Source organism: Rhodopseudomonas julia, from assembly GCF_030813515.1.
In the GTDB taxonomy this organism is placed as follows: Bacteria; Pseudomonadota; Alphaproteobacteria; order Rhizobiales; family Afifellaceae; genus Afifella; species Afifella julia.
Window position 1 is genome coordinate 637974 of sequence record NZ_JAUSUK010000002.1, and the last position, 18362, is coordinate 656335.

Consider the following 18362-nt stretch of genomic DNA (forward strand, 5'->3'; position numbering starts at 1 on the left):
AGAAAGAAGAGGGGAGAGGGCATGTTCAGCCTCGAGGGAAAACGCGCGCTCGTCACCGGTGCGAGCGGGGGAATCGGCGGCGCGATCGCGCGTGGGCTTCACGCTCAGGGCGCGACGGTGGCCCTGTCGGGCACCCGTGAAGAGCCGCTGAACGCGCTTGCCGCCGAGCTCGGCGACCGCGCGCATGTGCTGCTTGCCAATCTCTCAGATTCGGCGGCCGTCGATGCGCTTATCGGCCAGGCCGAGGCGGCGATGGGCGGGCTCGACATTCTCGTCAACAATGCCGGGCTCACGCGTGACGGCCTTGCCATGCGTATGAAGGATGCCGACTGGGAGATCGTCCTCAAGGTCAATCTGGAGGCGGCGTTCCGCCTGTCGCGCGCTGCGCTCAAGGGCATGATGCGCCAGAGGGCCGGGCGGATCATCAACATCACCTCGGTCGTCGGGGTGACCGGCAATGCCGGGCAGGCGAATTACGCCGCCTCGAAAGCCGGCCTCATCGGCATGTCGAAGGCACTGGCGCAGGAGGTGGCGAGCCGCGGTATTACCGTGAATTGCATCGCACCCGGATTCATCAGTAGCGCCATGACCGATCAGCTCAATGAGAAGCAGCGCGAAGGAATTATGTCGAGCATTCCGGCCGGCCGGCTCGGAAGCGGCGAAGACATTGCTGCGGCTGCAGTTTTCCTGGCGAGCCAGGAAGCCGGCTATGTCACGGGGCAGACGCTGCACGTCAATGGTGGCATGGCCATGATTTGACGCCAAAGAACCGCACGACCACCGTCTTTCGACTGCTGGTCAAGGCCATAGAAACATGATAACGGACCGCGCGACCATCCCCGTTCGACCCCTCGACCGCGCGGCAAACCGGGTTTTTCAGGGGATAAGGACTGTTTTTCACGGTCGCACCAGACCAGGCAATCGAGGAAGCTGAGGCTATGAGTGAGAGCAATATCGAGGAGCGCGTCAAAAAGATCGTCGTGGAGCACCTTGGCGTTGAGGAAGAAAAGGTCACCAAGGAAGCCAGCTTCATTGATGACCTCGGCGCCGACAGCCTGGACACGGTCGAGCTTGTGATGGCGTTCGAAGAAGAGTTCGGCGTGGAAATCCCGGACGATGCCGCAGAGACCATCCTTACGGTGGGCGATGCCGTGTCGTTTCTTGAGAAGAACGCCGGCTGACCTTCACTCGTGATTTTCGGTACAGTGGAATGAGGCGCGTCGTCGTCACGGGTCTCGGCATGGTCACTCCCCTCGGTTGTGGGGTGGAGGCGAATTGGTCGAGACTTCTTGCTGGTGAGAGTGGTGCTGCACGCATCGGGACCTTCAAGGTCGACGATCTTGCGTGCCAAATCGCTTGCCAGATCCCGCGTGGCGACGGCTCCGAGGGCACCTACAATCCGAACGATTGGATGGAGGTGAAGGAGCAGCGCAAGGTGGATGAATTCATCACCTTTTCCATGGCCGCTGCTGCCCAGGCACTGAAAGATGCCGAGTGGGAACCCGACGAATACGAGGACCAGATCCGCACAGGCGTGCTGATCGGGTCCGGTATCGGCGGGATTCGCGGCATCGTTGAAGGCGGGCTGTTGTTGGAGGAGAAGGGACCGCGACGCGTGTCTCCCTTCTTCATCCCAGGCCGCCTCATCAACCTTGCGGCCGGTTACGTCTCCATCCAGCATAATCTCAAGGGCCCGAATCATGCCGTCGTGACGGCGTGCTCCACGGGTGCCCATGCTATCGGTGACGCTTCGCGCCTCATCGCGCTGGGTGACGCCGAGGTGATGGTGGCCGGCGGTACCGAATCACCCCTCAATCGCGTCTCGGTGGCCGGCTTTGCCGCCTGCCGGGCGCTATCGACGAATTTCAACGAGGCGCCGACGAAGGCATCGAGACCCTATGATCGCGACCGTGACGGCTTCGTCATGGGCGAGGGGGCGGGTGTCGTCGTTCTGGAAGAGCTCGAGCACGCCAAGGCGCGCGGCGCGCGCATCTATGGCGAGATCGTCGGCTATGGCATGTCGGGCGATGCCTATCACATCACGGCTCCGGCCGAAGATGGCGACGGTGCCTATCGCTGCATGGCTGCCGCTTTGAAGCGGGCCGGGGTTACGCCGGACGAGATCGACTATATCAACGCGCATGGCACGTCGACACCGCTCGGTGACGAGATCGAGCTGCGTGCGGTGGAGCGCCTGACAGGACAGCATGCGTCCGAGATGACGATGTCTTCGACCAAGTCGGCGATCGGTCATCTTCTCGGAGCTGCCGGCGCGGTCGAAGCGATCTTTTCGATCCTCGCCATTCGCGACAATGTCGCGCCGCCGACGATCAATCTCGACAATCCGTCGGTCAACACGCCGATCGATCTCGTGCCGCATCAGCCGAAGGAAAAGCCGATCAATGTCGCGCTTTCCAACTCTTTCGGGTTCGGCGGCACGAACGCCTCGCTCGTCTTCCGGCGTTTCAATTAGCTGATCGGCCGGCAGCGGCCCTCTTTCGCCATATTCGAGCTTAGTTGTCGGATCGACGGCGACGTGGGAAAAGCGGGCAATGAACGAAAAAGTGCCGAGCGAGGAAACAGGGATTCCTGCGGCTGACGCCGCCAACGGCGACGCGCGGCCTGCGGACCACAATGGCGCACGCTCAGGGCGCCGAATCAATCCGAAGAGCCCGCGCCAGGCAATCCAGCCGGAGCCGGCACCGCCGCCTCCGCCGCGGTCCAAGCAGGCCAGACACCCGCTCGTGGTGACGCTCAACTTCTTTCTGATGACTGCCGTGCTCGCCGTCCTGTTCATCGGCGGTGCGCTTTATTTCGGCAAGCAGCGCTTCGTTGCCGATGGGCCGCTCGAAGAGCCGCGGACCGTGCTGATCACACGCGGTTCGGGCGTCGATGCGATCGCCGCGCAGCTGAAGCGCAACAACGTCATCGACAGTCCGCTCATTTTTAACGTCGGAGTGCGCCTCAACGAGGCGGCGAGCCGGCTGCAATACGGCGAATATCTCTTCCAGCCGCATGTCTCGATGCGTGAGGTGATGGAAATCCTCACCTCCGGCAAATCGATCCTGCATTCCGTGACGATTCCGGAGGGTCTCACCAGTCAGCAGATCGTCGACAAGCTCCAGGCCGACGATGTGCTCGTCGGCGATATCGAGACTGTGCCGCCCGAGGGCTCGCTGCTGCCTGAAACATACAAGTTCACACGCGGGGCGACGCGCCAGAAGATCCTGGAGCAGATGGAGCGGGCGCAGGACAGGCTTCTGGAGGAGGTTTGGGGACGGCGCTCGCCGGATCTGCCCATCGAAACCCCGGAAGAGCTCGTCACACTCGCCTCGATCGTGGAGAAAGAGACGGGCAAGGCCGATGAACGGCCGCGCGTTGCCGCGGTCTTCATCAATCGGCTGAAGCGCGGGATGCGTCTGCAATCGGATCCGACGATCATCTATGGGCTTTTCGGCGGCAAGGGAAAACCGTCCGACCGCCCGATCCTGGCCTCCGATCTGGAGAAGGAAACGGATTACAACACCTACCAGATCAGCGGGCTGCCGCCGGGCCCGATCGCCAATCCCGGTCGCGCGGCGCTGGAAGCGGTGGCCAATCCTTCACGCACGGACGATCTCTACTTCGTTGCCGACGGGACCGGTGGCCACGTCTTCTCGACGACGCTCGCCGATCACAATCGCAATGTCGCGCGTTGGCGGCGCATCGAGCGCACGCAGCGGGCGGCCGAGGAGGCGGAAGCCGCGGCCGAGGTTCTTCAAGAGGAGCCGATGCCCGGCGCGGAAAAGCTCATTCCGCGTCCGCGTCCTCAACCGGAATGATGGGCAAGGCTTGTCCGGGCGGCGCGCCCGCGCTACGCCCCTCCCACACCTACAGCTGATTACGGCACATGCGCATTCAAAGCATGACGGGTTTCGCCCGTCAGGTCTTCACCGTCGGCTCGTCGAGCTATGTCTGGGAACTGAAAAGCGTCAACGGGCGCGGTCTGGAGCTGCGCTTTCGTCTGCCGCCCGGCTTCGACGGTCTCGAGCCTGCGGCGCGAGAAGCCGTGCGCAGCCATCTTTCACGCGGCTCGTGCTATCTGAACCTTCAGGAAGAGGGCGGTGGCGCGGAAGCCGGGGTGACGATCAACGAGGCGGCTCTGCGTCTTGTTCTGGAGCGGGCGAAGCGCCTGGCGCAGGAAGACGAAGTGCAGCCGGCGCGGGCCGACGGACTTCTGGCGCTGCGCGGCGTGATCGTTCAGGGCAGCAACAGCGAAGGAGCTGCCGATGGGCCGATCGCCGAGGCGGCAGTCGCGGCCTTGCATGAGGCGCTCGAGGCGCTCGTGACGACGCGGCTTGAAGAAGGCGAAAGGCTGCGCGCGCATCTCACGGAGATCATCGACCGTATCGAAGGGCTGGTCGAGGCCGCAGAAGCGCGTCTGGGCGGCATGGTGGAGCGTCTGCGGGCGCGGCTTCGCGAGCAGGTGGAGTTCATTTCCTCCGAGACCCAGCTCGACGAGGGGCGCCTCTATCAGGAAGCGCTCATGACCGCGACGAAAGCCGATATCCGCGAGGAGATCGACCGGCTCAAGGCGCACACCGCCGAGGCGCGCACGCGGCTTGCGGAAGGCGGCGTCATCGGGCGCAGGCTCGATTTCCTGTCTCAGGAGTTCAACCGCGAAGCCAACACGTTGTGCTCCAAATCGAGCGATCACGAAACGACGGCGATCGGCCTCGATCTCAAATCCGCGATCGATCAGTTCCGCGAGCAGGTGCAAAATCTCGAATGACCGCCGATCCGATCAAGCTTGTCCGTCGTGGCCTCATGTTCGTCCTGTCCTCGCCTTCGGGGGCAGGCAAATCGACACTCGCGCGGCAGCTTCTTGAAGCCGACAGCGGCCTCGAATTGTCGGTTTCGGTGACCACGCGTCCCCGCCGGCGCAGCGAGCGCGAAGGCGTCCATTACCATTTCATCGATGATGTGCATTTCAACCGCATGGTGGAGCGCGGCGATCTTCTGGAATGGGCGACGGTGCACGGCAATCACTACGGAACGCCGCTCGAACCCGTCGAGGACGCCTTGTCCGGGGGGCGGGACGTGCTTTTCGACATCGACTGGCAGGGGACGGCGCAGATCGCCGAGAAGCTTCCCGACGATCTCGTCCGGGTGTTCGTGCTACCGCCTTCCATGCGCGAATTGAAGGCGCGCCTGGAGCGGCGGGCCGAGGATTCACACGAAACCATCGGCCGGCGGCTCGTGGGATCGCTCGAGGAAATCGAGCAGTGGAGCCGCTACGATTACGTCATCGTCAATGACGATTTGCAGCGGGCCTTCGAGGCGGTGAAGGGCATCCTGACCGCCGAAAGGTTGAAGCGCGAGCGCGTGTTGGGCCTGCGGGCCTTCGTCAGCCAGCTCCTCTCGGAGGGGCGCGATCTTGTCGATCATCTTCAGGCTCAGGACGAAGAGCGGCCGAGCTCCTCGTAAATCCGCGCCAGATCGAGAAAACCCGCGACCGGGATTTCTTCGGCGCGCTGCGTCGGCGCGATGCCGCATGCTTCCAGAACCGCTTCCGGCTGCCGAAATGCCTGCTTCAGGCTTTGGCGCAGCATTTTGCGCCGCTGGCCGAAGGCCGAGGCGGTGACCGCCTCAAGCGCCGAGGGCGCGACCGCAACGGCATCGGGTCGCGGTTCCAGCCGTACGACGGCAGACGTGACTTTGGGCGGCGGCAGAAAGGCGCGCGGCGGCACCTCGAAGAGGATATGGGCGTGGCAGCGCCACTGAGCGAGCACGGCGAGGCGTCCGTAGGCCTTGGAGCCTGGCGCCGCGACGATCCTCTCCGCCACCTCCTTCTGGAACATGAGCGTCAGACTGCGCCACCAGGCCGGCCAGTCGGGCGGCGTCAGCCAGCCGGTAAGAAGAGGTGTTGCGACATTGTAGGGAAGGTTGGCGACGATGCGGCCGCCATCCGGCCCGACGAGATCCGGATAATCGGTTTCAAGCGCATCGCCCTCGATCACCTCGAGGCGACCCTGCGCAGCGGCCGCGATTTCCTCAAGGGCCGGAAGCGCCCTGTGGTCGCGTTCGATCGCGATCACCTTTGTCGCGCCTTCAAGAAACAGGGCTCTCGTAAGGCCGCCGGGTCCCGGGCCGACCTCGACGATCGTCTCACCCCTGGCGCTCCCCTCGCGGGCGATGCGGCGCGTCAAATTGAGGTCGAGCAGAAAATTCTGGCCGAGGGACTTCTGCGCCCAGAGCTCGTATTTTGCGAGAACGTCGCGCAGCGGCGGCAGGGCCGCCACGCGTTCGATGACGTCGCTCACGCCTGGACGGGAGAACGGCTCATCTCGGCTGCCATATGCAGCGCCGCCATCAGGCTCGACGGACGTGCACGGCCTGTGCCGGCGATCTCCATGGCCGTGCCATGATCCGGCGACGTGCGCACGAAAGGCAGACCAAGCGTCACGTTGACCGCATGATCGAAGGCGAGGGCCTTGACGGGGATGAGCGCCTGGTCGTGGTACATGCACAGCGCCAGGTCGTAGCGGCGGCGGGCCGCGGGATGGAACATGGTGTCGGCCGGCAGCGGCCCCTCCGCTTCGATGCCAGCCTGGCAGAGCAGGTCGACGGCCGGACGGATGACCTCGATGTCTTCCTTGCCGATGACGCCCTTCTCACCGGCATGCGGGTTCAGGCCCGACACGGCGATGCGGGGGGAGGAAATGGCAAAGCGGCGCTTCAGCTCCTCCGCGGCGATCTTGCCAGTTTCCACGATGAGTTCGGTGGTCAGAAGACGCGGCACGTCGCAAAGAGGCACATGAATGGTGACGGGCACTGCACGCAGGTCGGGCCCGGCCAACATCATGACCGGCCGGCGCTTCTCCCCGAAGAGCTGCTCGCCGAGATCGGCGAGATATTCGGTGTGACCCGGATAGGCGAAGCCCGCTTCGTTGAGCGCGTGCTTGGCGATCGGATTGGTCACCATCGACGAGCAGCGGCCATCGGCCACGAACTCCGCGGCCTGACGGATCGACTGGATCGTCAGCGCTGCGTCTTCGCGTGCGATCAGGCCGGGCTCGGCCTTCGCCTCCGGGAAGCCCGGCAGGCACGGTAGAGCCATCGGGAACACGAGAGCGGCTTCTTCCGGCTCCACTTCGCGGGTCGGGCAGTCGATGCCGAGGAGGATCGCTCGCTCGGCAATGTTGGCGGCCGAGCCGAGAAAAATAAACGGCGGCAGGCGTTCGCGCTCGCGCCGCGCCCAGGCTGCAATGGTGATGTCGAGGGCGACGCCAGCCGCCTCTCCGAGGGTCAGTGCAATTGGAAGCATCGGTTCCTAACGGTACTCGATTATCGCGTCGGATTTCAGATCGCGCAGATAGCGTCGGGCGAGAAGCTGACCACGCTCATTGGTCAGCTCATCGCGGACCTCGTCGGCCGCCTGTGTTTTGCCGGCGACCGCCTTCTTGTTGCAGATGCCGAGAACCTGGAAACCCTCATCTACCTGCGTCGGTGGAAGCGCCGTACCAACCTTGGCTTTGCTGAGGCTGCCCTGCAGGGAATCGGGAAAATCGCCGCTCTCCCGGCGAACCGTCGGTTTCACGAAGACGCCGGCCATGCCGCGGGTCTGTTCCAGTGTCGCGTCGCAGTTCCTGAAGCGGCTGCGGAAGGCTTCGGCTTCACGCTTGCGCTGAGCAGCGATGCCGCTCTTGCCCTTTTTGGGGACGATGAAAAGAACCGGCTGAACGTCGTATTCGGTGACGGTTCCAGACGCCTCGGCGTCGTCGTCGCGGCCGAGCATGGCCTGGGCGACGTCCGATTCTGTGATACGCACCGTGGCGCGGAAGCGGGCACGGACCACGTCACGCCAGGCGAGCTCGGCACGAATGCGGTCCTTGAGGGTGTCTGGATTGACGCCGTTCTGACGCAACGCCGCCTCGAGCTTGGACGGCGGCAGCTTGGCGCGGCTCGCAATGGAGGCGAAGGCGCGGTCGACTTCGCTTTGCGAAACTGTGACATTGCGGCGCTTGGCTTCCTGCAGTTTCAGCGCTTCTTCGATCAACTCGTCCGTCGCCTGTTTCGCACCCGCCTGGCCACGTGAGGTCAGGCGAAGGAATTTGGCACGGTTGTTGATGTCGTAGGTCGTGATCGGCTGATCGTTGACCAGAATCTTGATGGAGCTTTGAGCCTGCGCGCTGTCGGCGACGGGCAAAGTGGCCATGGCCATCAAGGCGCTTGCCGCAACAAGCCAAGCGGTTTGCGTGAGGGTTTTAAACATCGATGTTCGCATCGTTCCGTTGCAGCTTCTGATGGCGCTCTTAAGCGCGAATTATGGCGCTAATTTTTAAAAGAGCCCAGAGTAGAGGTCTTCCTCGTCATCGTCGTAGTCGTCGCCCGATGCGGCGAAGCTCACCTCGCTGTCGCCAAGGGTGCGCAGATTGAAGCGCACAAACACCTCACGGCCGGAGACGATGTCCGTATAGCGGTCGCGCGTCTCGCTGTAGACCACCGATAGATTGAAGCATTCGTCGTCATAGGCAAGGCCCAAGGCGTGCTTGACGCGGCTCATCTGGTCGATGTCGAAGGTGATGCCACCCTTGACGGACCAGAAATCGCTCACCGCGAACTGGCCGGTCGTCGAGATCTCCGATTGATCATCGTCGATGCCGAGCTCGGGAACCTCGCGACGATAGAAGTAGGTGAGGGCGGCGCTGTTGCGCCGTCCCTTGGATACGCGCGCCGTCGCTTCCGCACGGTTGACGTCGAAGGTGTCGTTGTCGAAGCGGCCGCGGGCCGTCAGCGTGAGCCCCTCGCCTGAATCCAGGGTGACGCGTCCGACATAGTCGGAATCGTCGGTCGAAAGCCCCGAGCCGATGCCTGTCAGCGTCACGTTGCTCTTGGAGAAGGAATTCGCTCCGGCGAGCTGGAAGGATTGGCCGAAGAGGGCGTCGATGCTCGCCTTGCCCAGCATCGCATGATAGGTGAAGCCCACATTGGCTCGGGTGCCGCCCTCCTGGCGGTCATAGCCGGAGAATTTGTCCCATTCGAACAAGTTCGTGTCATCGAAGACGAGGCTCTGCGCGTCTTCGTTCGGCAGATCGTTGATGTGCTGTTCGTCGGGACGAACGATGATTTGGGCAACCGGGCTGAATGTCTGCGAGATCGGACCCATCTGCGCCAGGAACGGATAGCGGTATTCCAGGCCGACGGCGGGCATGCCGCGCAGATAGGTCTCGTCGCCCGCCAGACCCGTATCGGTGTCATCGGCCTGGACGTTGTAAATGTCGCCTTTGAAATAAGCGAAGGGCGTGAAGACCTGCCCGAGCGGACCGACGATCTTGCTCTTCCAGGTTACGTCCGTGCTGGCCCTCGTGAAGGTGCCGGCCACGCCCGCATAATACTCTTTCTGCGTCCGATTGCCCGCATCGTCATACTGGAAATAGGCACGCTCATCGGTGTCGCCGCGGGTGAGGCTCGTGAAGTTCGAGGTCAGGCTGAGTTCACCGCCCAATATCGGCTGGTCGAAAATGTAATTGTGGTCGAGCACCGGGTGCACGACGGCCTGCTCGTCCTGATAATTGCGGGTGGAATTCACCGGGTCGTTGCGCTGGATGCGGAACGCATAACCGCGCAGGTCGAAGAAGTTGCGATCGCTGAGGCCGGTCAGGAAGATGGTGTTGACGACTTCCGTGTCGGTCAGCCCGCGAATGTCGTAATCGCGCCCAAAAGTGCGGTCCGTAGTCGTGGCGAGATCCCAACCCCAGTTCCAGCGCGAATTGATGTTGAAGCGGCCCTTCGTGGCGACACTGCCGCGGAAGTCCCTGACGCCGGAGGAGACGAAATTGCCGAGCTCGAACTCGTCCTTGTTCTGCTGCAGAATCCCGGCGAGGCGAATGCTGTAGGAGCCGTTCATCAGCCGATGCCGCCATTCCGTCTCGGCGAGCAATCCCTGCTTTGAATAAACGGTCGGGGTGAAGGTGATGTCGTAGTTCGGTGCGAGGTTCCAGAAATACGGCGTGCCGACGCCGTAGCCGAGGGGCGAGCTTTGATGAAAGTGCGGCGGCAGGAAGCCGCTCTTGCGCTTTACCGTCGGGTCCGGATGGTAGAAATAGGGAATGTAGACCATCGGAATGCCGAAGAATTCCAAGCGGGCATTGCGATAGTAGACGGTCTTTTCTTCCTTATTGTGGACAATTCGCGAGGCCTTGATCTGCCACAGGGGCGGGCGGTCCGGATTCTCGCGGCACTGCTCGCAGGCGGTGTACACGCCCTGGCGGAAAATCAAGAGGTTGTTGCCCCGCCGCTCGGCGCTGTTGGCGGCGAAGCGGGCGCGGTCCACCGTGAGGACGTTCAGGCTCTCGATGAAGCCGTCGCTGAACGTGTCGGTGATGTCCATTTCGCGGGCGGTGATGACGTTGCCGCCAGGCTCCGTCATGCTGACGCCGCCTGAGGCGATGAGCCGGCTGTCGCTCTCGCGGTAGGTCACCTGCGGCGCACGCAGCGTATAGCCTTCGTAATAGATTTCGACGCCGCCGCGGGCCGTGACGATGTGCCGGTCGAAATCGTAGACGAGTTCGTCCGCCTCCAGGAGCATCTTGGCGTTGGGGTTTTCCGTGACCTGCTCGGCGAAATTCAAATCCTGCGCCAGGGCAGCAGGCGTCCACGGATTCGCCGCAAAGGCGACCAATGCCAAAGCGGAGACGGCCGCCAGCCGTCGCGCAAGCCCCCAGCCTGCGCGCCTGCGCGTCACCCTTTCTCGTGTGTGGACGGGAATCATCCGTCCTCCTGATAAAGCAGCGCCGTGGCTCCGAACAACATCGCGAGAACGGCAGGACTCCAGGCAGCCAAGATAGGATCCAGGATCCCGTTGCTGCCCATATCGCTGACGATCTCGGTGGCGACATAAAGCAGAAAGCCGATGATGATGCCAGTCAGGGCGAGCTTTCCCACGCCACCGTAGCGGGAAAGCCTCAGGCTGACGGTGGCGGCGACGGTGACCATGGCCATCAGGAAGAGGGGGCGAGCGAGAAGGCTATGGAACGCCAGAGTGAAGCGTGCGGTGTTCAGCCCGGTCTGTGCGGCCGTGTCGATGAAGCGGCGTAAAGTCCAGACGGAGAGGCGATCGGGGCGCAGAAGCGTCAAATTGACCTGATCGGGCGTCAGCGATGTCGGCAGGATGTAGCGATCGAATCGATCCGAGGCGCCTTCGCCGGAAATGTACCGAGTTTTGGCAAAGATCCACCGGCCCGGACGGTAGCTGGCGGAGAGGCTGACGAGCTTGGCTTGAAAGCTGCCGTCGGGATTGAAGAGGAAGGCGGTGACGCCGCGCAATTCCTTCGCGGAACTGTCGTAGTTTGCCGCACGGATGATCGACGGCCCGTCGAGACCTTCCTGGCGGAACCAGATGGCGTCGGAGGAACTCGCCGCGATGCCGTCGGAGAGCGAGGCCTCGATTCGATCCGAGCGCTCTTTGAGTTCCGTCGCGAGCGGGTTGAAGAGGAATGTCGACGCCAGACCGATCACCAGAGCGAGAAAGAACGGCGCGCGCAGGAACCCCCACACAGAGACCCCGGCACCGCGCGCCACCACGAGCTCCAGCTTTCTAGACAAATTGAGGAAACAGATCGTTGCCGAAAACAGGAAAAGGAAAGGAAGGATATCTTCCAGCAATGCCGGTGCGCGCATCAGGGCGAGCTTGAGCCCGAGAAGGGAGGTGAACGCCTCCGCATCGGAGAAGCGGCGCAAGAGTTCGACGTAGTCGACCAGAAAGACCAGGGTGAGAAGGGCGATCAGGATCGTGCCCAGGGAGACGAGGAAGCGGCGGCCGATATAGGTTGCAAGGATCATGCGTGCCCGGTGCTCTTGCGGTGAAACAAAGCAAGGGGCGAAAGCTTCAAGAGCTTGCGGCCCTGCCGGGCGAGAGTGTCGAGAAAGCGCGCAATGCCGACCGGGGTGCGCCAGCGATAGCCGCGCTTGAGCGCGAGTGCCGACACGACAATGCCGGAGATGGGCACGGCGTAGAGAAGCGGAATGAGGTTCGCGTCGTTGGTTGCGGCGGCCAACACGCCGAATCCGAGGCCGCGCAGCGTGAAGCCTGAGACCACCGCGAGCGCCGTCGCATAGCCGCGATCCTGTCTGTTGGTGCGCGCGCGCCCGCAAAAGAGAAGTGCGATAAACGCGAAAGCGATGGTGTAGAGCGGTGCGGTGATGCGGTCATGCAGCTCCGCCTTCCAGCGCGTTGGAAACTCCTCGCGGTACGGATTGTCGGGGGCCGGGCTGAGGAGCTCGCGCGTCGTCAGCTCGCGCGGCTTGCGTGTGGCGTTGACCTCGCCTGCCTTGAATTGGCTGAGGTCGAAACCGTAGGTGTCGAACTCGACGACGCTCGTCTCGCCCTTCATGCGGTTGTCGCGGACGAGCTCGCCATCCTTCATGATGAGATAGGCATTGCCGCCGCTTTCCACGAGCACGCCGGATTTGGCGATGTATTGGGTGGAATCGCTCGGGATGCGATCGTCGCTGACGAAGATATTCTTGAAGCTCCCATCCGGCGCCTTGGCACGGATGTGAAGGGTGAGGCCGTTGTCGACCGTGCGGAAGCCGCCGTCTTTGACGAGAGTGGCGAGAAGATCGGCGCGCACATGCGCCACGATCTCCCGCAAGGCGCCGAGGCTTGCCGGAGCGACGATGTGATAGAGCAGGGTGACGGCGACGAAAATGACGGCGCCCAAGACGATGATCGGTCGGGCAACGACCCTGCTTGAGGCACCCGCCGCCGCCATCACCGGCAATTCGCTGTCGGCGTTGAGATTGTTTAAGGTGACCGTCGCTGCAATGAGGTAGGCGATCGGGGCGATCACCTGAATGAGGGCGGGCAAAGCCAGGAGCGTCATGAAGACGAACATCCAGATCGCCTGGCCCTTGGCCGTTACCACGTCGAGCTCGCGCAGCACCTGGGTCATCCACATGGTGGCGACGAGCGCCCCCAGAACGAGCAGGAGCAGCATCAATGCGCGACGAAAAACGTAGCGTTCCAGAAGGGGAAGCCTGAAGATTTGCATCCGGTCCTTGTTCGGCAAGATCGGGCTCGCGAGGTCAAGCCTTACGCAGGCATGGATAAAATTCACCCAACAAGCATGGTTAACGGGAATTGGCCTTGACGGCCCGGCTCTCACGGCTAATCCAAACCCACCCCCACTTTCCATGACAAAAGCCGAGGATCGAGGCAACAGCATGGTCGCCAACACCACCATCACTTTTAAGAAACCTGCCGTTCCCGAAAAGGGAACCGCCGTCCTTTTGACCGGCAAAGAGCTCGCTCTTGGGCCTGTTGCAAGCTCGCTCGACGAGGCTGCCGGCTCGCGATTTGCGGTGGCGGCGAAAATCAAGGGCTACAAGGGCGCCCTGCGCAAGACGCTCGAACTCGTCGCTCCGTCCGGTGTCGATGTGGAACGAATCATCTTCGTCGGCCTCGGCGACGTCGATTCCGACATCGACTGGCTGCGCCTCGGCGGTGCGACGGCCAAGGCCTTGCCGGATGAGGGGGAGGTGACGGTCGTCCTGCAGGATGCGGAAGGCCGTGGCCCGAACGGCGAAGATGCGGCCGCCTTCGCTCTCGGCCTGGTGATGCGCCGCTACCGCTTCGACCGCTACAAGAGCCGCAAGGACGACGAAGATTCGCCTCGCGGGCCGATGACGGTCACGATCGGTGTCGACAACCCGGAGGCTGCAGAGGCGGCCTGGAAGGATGCTTCTGCCGTTGCCGAGGGCGTGGAACTTGCACGCAATCTCGTCAATGAGCCGGCCAATATCCTGGGTCCGGTCGAATTTGCCGACCGTCTCGGCGAACTCAAGGCAAAGGGGCTCGACGTCGATGTGCTCGACGAGAAGGCGCTGACAGACTTGAAGCTCAACGCGCTTTTGGGAGTGGCGCAGGGCTCGGTGCGTCCGCCGCGGGTCGTCATCCTGCGCTGGAATGGCGCTGGCGACGAGGCGCCGATCGCCTTCGTCGGCAAGGGCGTCGTCTTCGATACGGGCGGCATCTCCATCAAGCCGGCAGCCGGCATGGAAGACATGAAGGGCGATATGGGCGGCGCGGCAGCCGTCTCCGGCGTCATGCTGGCGCTCGCCGCCCGCAAGGCCAAGGTGAACGCCATCGGCATCGTCGGCATCGTGGAGAACATGCCCGACGGGAACGCGCAGCGGCCGGGCGATATCGTGACTTCGCTCTCCGGCCAGACGATCGAAGTGATCAACACCGATGCCGAAGGCCGGCTGGTGCTCGCCGATATCCTGACGCATGTGCAGAATGTCGCCAAGCCGAAGGCGATGATCGATCTGGCGACCTTGACCGGCGCCATCATCGTGGCACTCGGCCACCATTATGCCGGGCTCTTCTCCAACGACGATGCGCTCGCCTCGGCTCTGCTCGATGCCGGGCAGGCGACCGGGGAAAAGGTGTGGCGCATGCCGCTCGGCGAGGAATACGACAAGCTCATCGATTCCAAGAACGCCGATATGAAGAATGTCGGCGGGCGCTGGGGCGGTTCGATCACGGCCGCGCAATTCCTCAAGCGTTTCGTGGAAAACGACACGCCCTGGGCGCATCTCGACGTCGCGGGAACGGCGATGGGATCGCCTTCGAGCGACACCAACGATTCGTGGAGTTCGGGCTTCGGCGTCCGGCTTCTCGATCAGCTGGTGAAGTCGAGTTACGAAAAGGCCTGAGGCCCTGGGTGACGATGTGAGGGAGCGCCTTGCCTGAGATCCTCTTCTACCATCTGGAGACGAGGCCTCTCGACAGGGCGCTTCCGGACCTTTTGCAGCGCTCGCTCGATCGCGGCTGGCGGGCGGTCGTGCAGGCCGGCAGCGACGAGCGGCTGGCTTCTCTCGATGCGGCGCTCTGGACGTTCGATGACGCGTCGTTTCTGCCTCACGGAATGGCCGAAGACGGCCGTTCGGAAGATCAGCCGGTCTTCCTCACCACGACGCCGGAAAACCCGAACGGGGCGGCGATCCGATTTCTCCTCGATTGTGCCGAGGAGGGCGATTTTTCAGGCTATCAGCGTGTCGTCTATCTTTTCGAGGCAGCAAACGAGGCCACCATGCAGTGGGCTCGGCAGGCATGGAAACGTCTCAAGTCCGAAGGCGCCGAGATGACCTATTGGAAACAGGATTCCGACGGCCGCTGGAAGAAGCAGGGTTAAGCCGCGCAGCCGTCGAGGGCTTTCGCCCGTCAGCTGGTTTCGGCGCGCTCGTCTTGCGCAGCCGATGTCGCCAGATGCTCGCGCGGCTTCTGCGCTTCCTCTTTTGCCGCCTCCCAGTAGGAGACCATGCGCGCTGAAAGAGCGTTGGGGGATTCCGCACAAAGCTTGGCGCCGATATCGAGAGCGGCGGAGCGCAGCTCGCTCTGACGGCGGTCGAGGAGTGCGAGCAAAAGCTCCTGGACCTTCTTCTTGCCGAAGAGTTTCGGCTCCTCAAGCAGTGTGCCGCGATAGACTGCAAGATCGTGCTCGTCTCCGAGGATATCGGCGAGCGCCTTGGCTTCGGCCCGGCGCGCCTTCATCGGCTGCGGCCAGATCTCGCGCAGAAGCTTGAGATGCACCCAGTGATATTTGGCGCGCTTGCGCCAGTCGTGAAACACCGCTGAATCTTCAGAGGTCTGTGCCTTGCGGTAGCCTTTGTCGAGCCGCTTGTAGGTCTTCGCAAAACCCTCTGCGATCGTCTCGAAATCATCGGGGAAGGAAAGTTCGTCGAGCCGCTTTTCACCGGCATCGAGCGCTTTCATCGTGGCTTTGATGCGCTCGTCGAGATCGGTGACCTCGTCCGTCATTTCCGCCCGGCGGTCGTCCAGCCTCTGGCGTGTGCCGTAGAGAATGCCGTCTTCGATGCGGTCACCGAAATGGCTGGTGAGGGCGTCATGCGTCTCAAGGAGAGCGGTTGCGTCGCGGATGACGGAGAGCTCTCGTGCGATGTCGCGCCAGCGGGCATTCTCCTCCGCATAATCCTCTCCGAGGCCCGGCCGTGCGAGGCGCAAGAGACCACGAAGTTTCTTGAACCGTTTGCGCGCCAGATGCACCGCTTCGTGGCGATCCTCGGCCTCGTCGGACAGCTCGGCGCGCGCCCGCTCGATCTGTTCGGCGGCGGCGCGCTTCAGTTCTTCGGCAATGGACGCGGAGGGATTTAGAGAAAAGCTCATGACATCCATATGGGTGCGCACCCAGTGCGCCTCAAGTCATGTCCAGTCGTGATAAGGGTGCTGCGACAGAGAGGCATTGGTGTAGCGGCCGTCGCCGGTGACCTCTTCGCCCAACCATTCGGGATGTTCGAATTCCTGATCGGGATGGTCGAGCTCGATCTCTGCCACGACGAGGCCGGCATTGCGATCCTCGAAGACGTCGATTTCCCAAGCGAGATGACCGTGACGGATAATGTGGCGGGTCTTCTCGATCAGGCGTCCGGCGCATTTGGCGATCAGCTCCTCACCGTCTTCGAGCGGGATCGCGTATTCGTATTCGTCGCGGCTGATCGCCGCCTTGCCGCTCTTGATGGTGAGATAGGCCTTTTCGTCATCCACGATGCGAACGCGCAGGCTCGCCCGCTCGTCATTGCACAGATAGCCCTGCCGGATATGCCGGGTTTCGTTGACGGACTTCCGCCAGTCATCGCTGGCAAGAAGGAATTTGCGTTCAATTTCGAGTGCCATGTCTCTGCAAGCTCAAACGTGCCCTGGCGGTTCCCCGCTTTGACGATTCGTCGCGGCAAAATCTTGTCCACCGGTCGGATGCTTGTCGAATGGCTCGGAGCGAGGATGCGCCATTCGGTTGGAATTTCATTCGTGCGCCGGTTATGGAGCTAGGTAAATAAGCTTTATCGAACAAGGATCGGGATGATCGGCTTCGTTCCCGCCCCGCTCATGGGGTTCATTGTTGTCGTCGGGACGATAGCGATCGCTTTTGCGAGCTATTTTGTTGCGCGCACCTTGCTTTCCTCGCGCGGCCCGGAGGAATCGAAGGATCTCGCCGGTTCCGTAGTGATCCGGGTGTCGGCGCTGCACGGACTCATCCTGGCGCTGGTTTTCGCTCAAGAACTGGCGAATTTCGACCAGATCGGAGACGGGCTTTCGACAGAGGCGGCGCTGATCGGCGATGTCTTCCACGACCTCGAGCGCTTCGATGCCGACCTCACCAAAGAGGTGCGGGACGATCTTGCGACTTACACAAGGATCGTTCTCGACGAGGAGCTGCCGGCGCTGGCGGACGGCAAGCCTCTGCTTCGTAAGGCCTGGGAGAGCTGGGACGACGTCTATAATGCCATCCTCGATCTCGAGCCGCAGAATGTGCGCCAGACGGCTTTGAAGCCGATACTCATCAAAAATGTGGGGGAGGTGTCGCAGCTGCGGCTGAAGCGGGAGGAAGCCGCAGAGGACGGTGTGAACGGGCTTTTCATGCTGGCAGCGCTCCTCGGTGTCGCGCTGACGGCCGCCGCCTATTTCGCTTTTCCGCCCACTGTCCCTAACCTTTTGCTCCTGACGATCTTCGGCACGTATACGGGGCTGATCGTGTTTTTCGTCATCGCCTTCGCGTATCCCTATTCGGAGCCGGGGGAGGTGCGCCCGGTCGGGCTCCAAAAACTCTACGCTTCTGAGATGCAGGGACGTTTACCTGGTCAATCCTACCCATGAATGCAGCACTTGCCGGCTTTTCGCTCGGGCTCGGCCTCATTTTGGCGATCGGCGCGCAGAATGCCTTCGTGTTGCGCCAGGGCCTGGTGGGTCGCCACGTTTTCGCCGTCTGTCTCGTCTGTGCGCTTTCCGATGCGGTTCTGATCTCGGCCGGGGTCGCTGGCGCATCAGGCTTGATGAAGGTTTTGCCGTGGCTCGAGATGGTGATGCGCTATGGCGGCGCGTTGTTTCTCATTACCTATGCGCTGAAGAGCTTTTACTCCGCGCTGAAGCCGGGGCCAGGGCTGCAGCCACTGGATGCCAATGGACGGGGCCTCGGTGCGGCCGTGGCGACCTGTCTCGCCTTTACCTGGCTCAACCCGCATGTCTATCTCGATACGCTCGTGCTCCTCGGCTCGGTGTCCTCGCAATATGAGGGGGAGAGACCGGCCTTTGCTTTGGGCGCGGTGACGGCGTCCTTCTCATTCTTCTTCGCGCTCGGTTATGGCGCGCGCTTCCTGCGGCCGATCTTCGCCGATCCGCGCGCCTGGCGGGTGCTCGATCTTCTGATCGGCATCATCATGGGTGTGATCGCGGTGAGCCTCCTGCGGGGATGAGCGGCGAAGGGGCCGATGGCGAAACGCGGACGGCGGACATGAAAATGCGGGACGTAAAGTCCCGCATGGATTGAATGGTGAGGCGAGGAGCCCTGAAGAGGCTGTCACGC

18 protein-coding genes are annotated in these 18362 nt (G+C 62.6%); 10 read left to right on the top strand and 8 right to left on the bottom strand.

The features are described 5' to 3' along the window. Positions 1–21: 21 nt before the first annotated feature. The 6 genes from fabG to gmk all read left to right on the top strand — a co-directional run bounded on the left by fabG (position 22) and on the right by gmk (position 5466). Positions 22–759 (top strand): 3-oxoacyl-[acyl-carrier-protein] reductase, encoded by a 738-nt coding sequence (fabG, locus tag J2R99_RS12195; RefSeq protein ID WP_307154741.1) that lies wholly within the window; start codon positions 22–24, stop codon positions 757–759. Between the two features lie 179 nt (positions 760–938). Then, positions 939–1181 carry an acyl carrier protein gene (locus J2R99_RS12200; protein WP_092810884.1) on the top strand — a complete coding sequence of 81 codons (243 nt, stop codon included), beginning with the start codon at positions 939–941 and terminating at the stop codon, positions 1179–1181. A gap of 29 nt (positions 1182–1210) precedes the next feature. Next, positions 1211–2473 carry a beta-ketoacyl-ACP synthase II gene (gene fabF, locus J2R99_RS12205; RefSeq protein ID WP_307154742.1) on the top strand — a complete coding sequence of 421 codons (1263 nt, stop codon included), beginning with the start codon at positions 1211–1213 and terminating at the stop codon, positions 2471–2473. A 79-nt stretch (positions 2474–2552) separates the two neighbouring features. Continuing rightward, positions 2553–3821 carry an endolytic transglycosylase MltG gene (gene mltG, locus J2R99_RS12210; protein ID WP_307154743.1) on the top strand — a complete coding sequence of 423 codons (1269 nt, stop codon included), beginning with the start codon at positions 2553–2555 and terminating at the stop codon, positions 3819–3821. Between the two features lie 68 nt (positions 3822–3889). Then, positions 3890–4771, top strand: coding sequence for a YicC/YloC family endoribonuclease (locus J2R99_RS12215; protein ID WP_307154744.1), 882 nt, complete (start codon positions 3890–3892; stop codon positions 4769–4771). After that, positions 4768–5466, top strand: coding sequence for a guanylate kinase (gene gmk, locus J2R99_RS12220; RefSeq protein ID WP_307154745.1), 699 nt, complete (start codon positions 4768–4770; stop codon positions 5464–5466). Before J2R99_RS12215 ends, gmk begins: the two co-directional genes overlap by 4 nt. Here gmk and rsmA read toward each other — a convergent pair. The 6 genes from rsmA to lptF form a co-directional block, all read right to left on the bottom strand. Further along, the gene (gene rsmA / locus J2R99_RS12225) at positions 5436–6290 is read right to left on the bottom strand and encodes a 16S rRNA (adenine(1518)-N(6)/adenine(1519)-N(6))-dimethyltransferase RsmA (RefSeq protein WP_370872419.1); all 855 of its coding nucleotides are present in this window, start codon (positions 6288–6290) and stop codon (positions 5436–5438) included. The genes gmk and rsmA overlap by 31 nt on opposite strands. A gap of 8 nt (positions 6291–6298) precedes the next feature. Then, positions 6299–7306: a 4-hydroxythreonine-4-phosphate dehydrogenase PdxA gene (gene pdxA, locus J2R99_RS12230; protein WP_307154747.1), complete on the bottom strand. Its 1008-nt coding sequence runs from the start codon at positions 7304–7306 to the stop codon at positions 6299–6301. A 6-nt stretch (positions 7307–7312) separates the two neighbouring features. Further along, positions 7313–8254: a SurA N-terminal domain-containing protein gene (locus J2R99_RS12235; RefSeq protein WP_307154748.1), complete on the bottom strand. Its 942-nt coding sequence runs from the start codon at positions 8252–8254 to the stop codon at positions 7313–7315. A gap of 66 nt (positions 8255–8320) precedes the next feature. Continuing rightward, positions 8321–10726, bottom strand: coding sequence for an LPS-assembly protein LptD (locus J2R99_RS12240; protein ID WP_307154749.1), 2406 nt, complete (start codon positions 10724–10726; stop codon positions 8321–8323). Positions 10727–10749: 23 nt separating this feature from the next. Beyond that, positions 10750–11823 (bottom strand): LPS export ABC transporter permease LptG, encoded by a 1074-nt coding sequence (gene lptG, locus J2R99_RS12245; protein ID WP_307154750.1) that lies wholly within the window; start codon positions 11821–11823, stop codon positions 10750–10752. Then, positions 11820–13034 carry an LPS export ABC transporter permease LptF gene (lptF, locus tag J2R99_RS12250; protein ID WP_307154751.1) on the bottom strand — a complete coding sequence of 405 codons (1215 nt, stop codon included), beginning with the start codon at positions 13032–13034 and terminating at the stop codon, positions 11820–11822. The genes lptG and lptF overlap by 4 nt, the downstream gene beginning before the upstream one ends. Positions 13035–13206: 172 nt before the next feature. Between lptF and J2R99_RS12255 the strand changes: the two genes are divergently transcribed. Next, on the top strand, positions 13207–14700 hold the full coding sequence (locus J2R99_RS12255) for a leucyl aminopeptidase (RefSeq protein WP_307154752.1): 1494 nt from the start codon (positions 13207–13209) through the stop codon (positions 14698–14700). Between the two features lie 29 nt (positions 14701–14729). Then, the gene (locus tag J2R99_RS12260; protein WP_307154753.1) at positions 14730–15179 is read left to right on the top strand and encodes a DNA polymerase III subunit chi; all 450 of its coding nucleotides are present in this window, start codon (positions 14730–14732) and stop codon (positions 15177–15179) included. A gap of 29 nt (positions 15180–15208) precedes the next feature. On the opposite strand, the gene J2R99_RS12265 is transcribed toward J2R99_RS12260, so the two are convergent. Both J2R99_RS12265 and J2R99_RS12270 read right to left on the bottom strand, forming a co-directional pair. Then, a complete protein-coding gene (locus J2R99_RS12265) occupies positions 15209–16171 on the bottom strand; it encodes a CHAD domain-containing protein (RefSeq protein ID WP_307154754.1) in 963 nt (320 codons plus the stop codon). Between the two features lie 36 nt (positions 16172–16207). After that, positions 16208–16678, bottom strand: a complete 471-nt coding sequence (locus J2R99_RS12270; protein WP_307154755.1) for a CYTH domain-containing protein — start codon at positions 16676–16678, stop codon at positions 16208–16210. A 183-nt stretch (positions 16679–16861) separates the two neighbouring features. On the opposite strand from J2R99_RS12270, the gene J2R99_RS12275 reads away from it, so the two are divergent. After that, entirely contained in the window at positions 16862–17656 is a 795-nt protein-coding gene (locus J2R99_RS12275) for a bestrophin-like domain (RefSeq protein ID WP_307154756.1), read from the top strand. Beyond that, on the top strand, positions 17653–18252 hold the full coding sequence (locus tag J2R99_RS12280) for a LysE/ArgO family amino acid transporter (protein ID WP_307154757.1): 600 nt from the start codon (positions 17653–17655) through the stop codon (positions 18250–18252). Before J2R99_RS12275 ends, J2R99_RS12280 begins: the two co-directional genes overlap by 4 nt. The last annotated feature ends 110 nt before the right edge of the window (positions 18253–18362 follow it).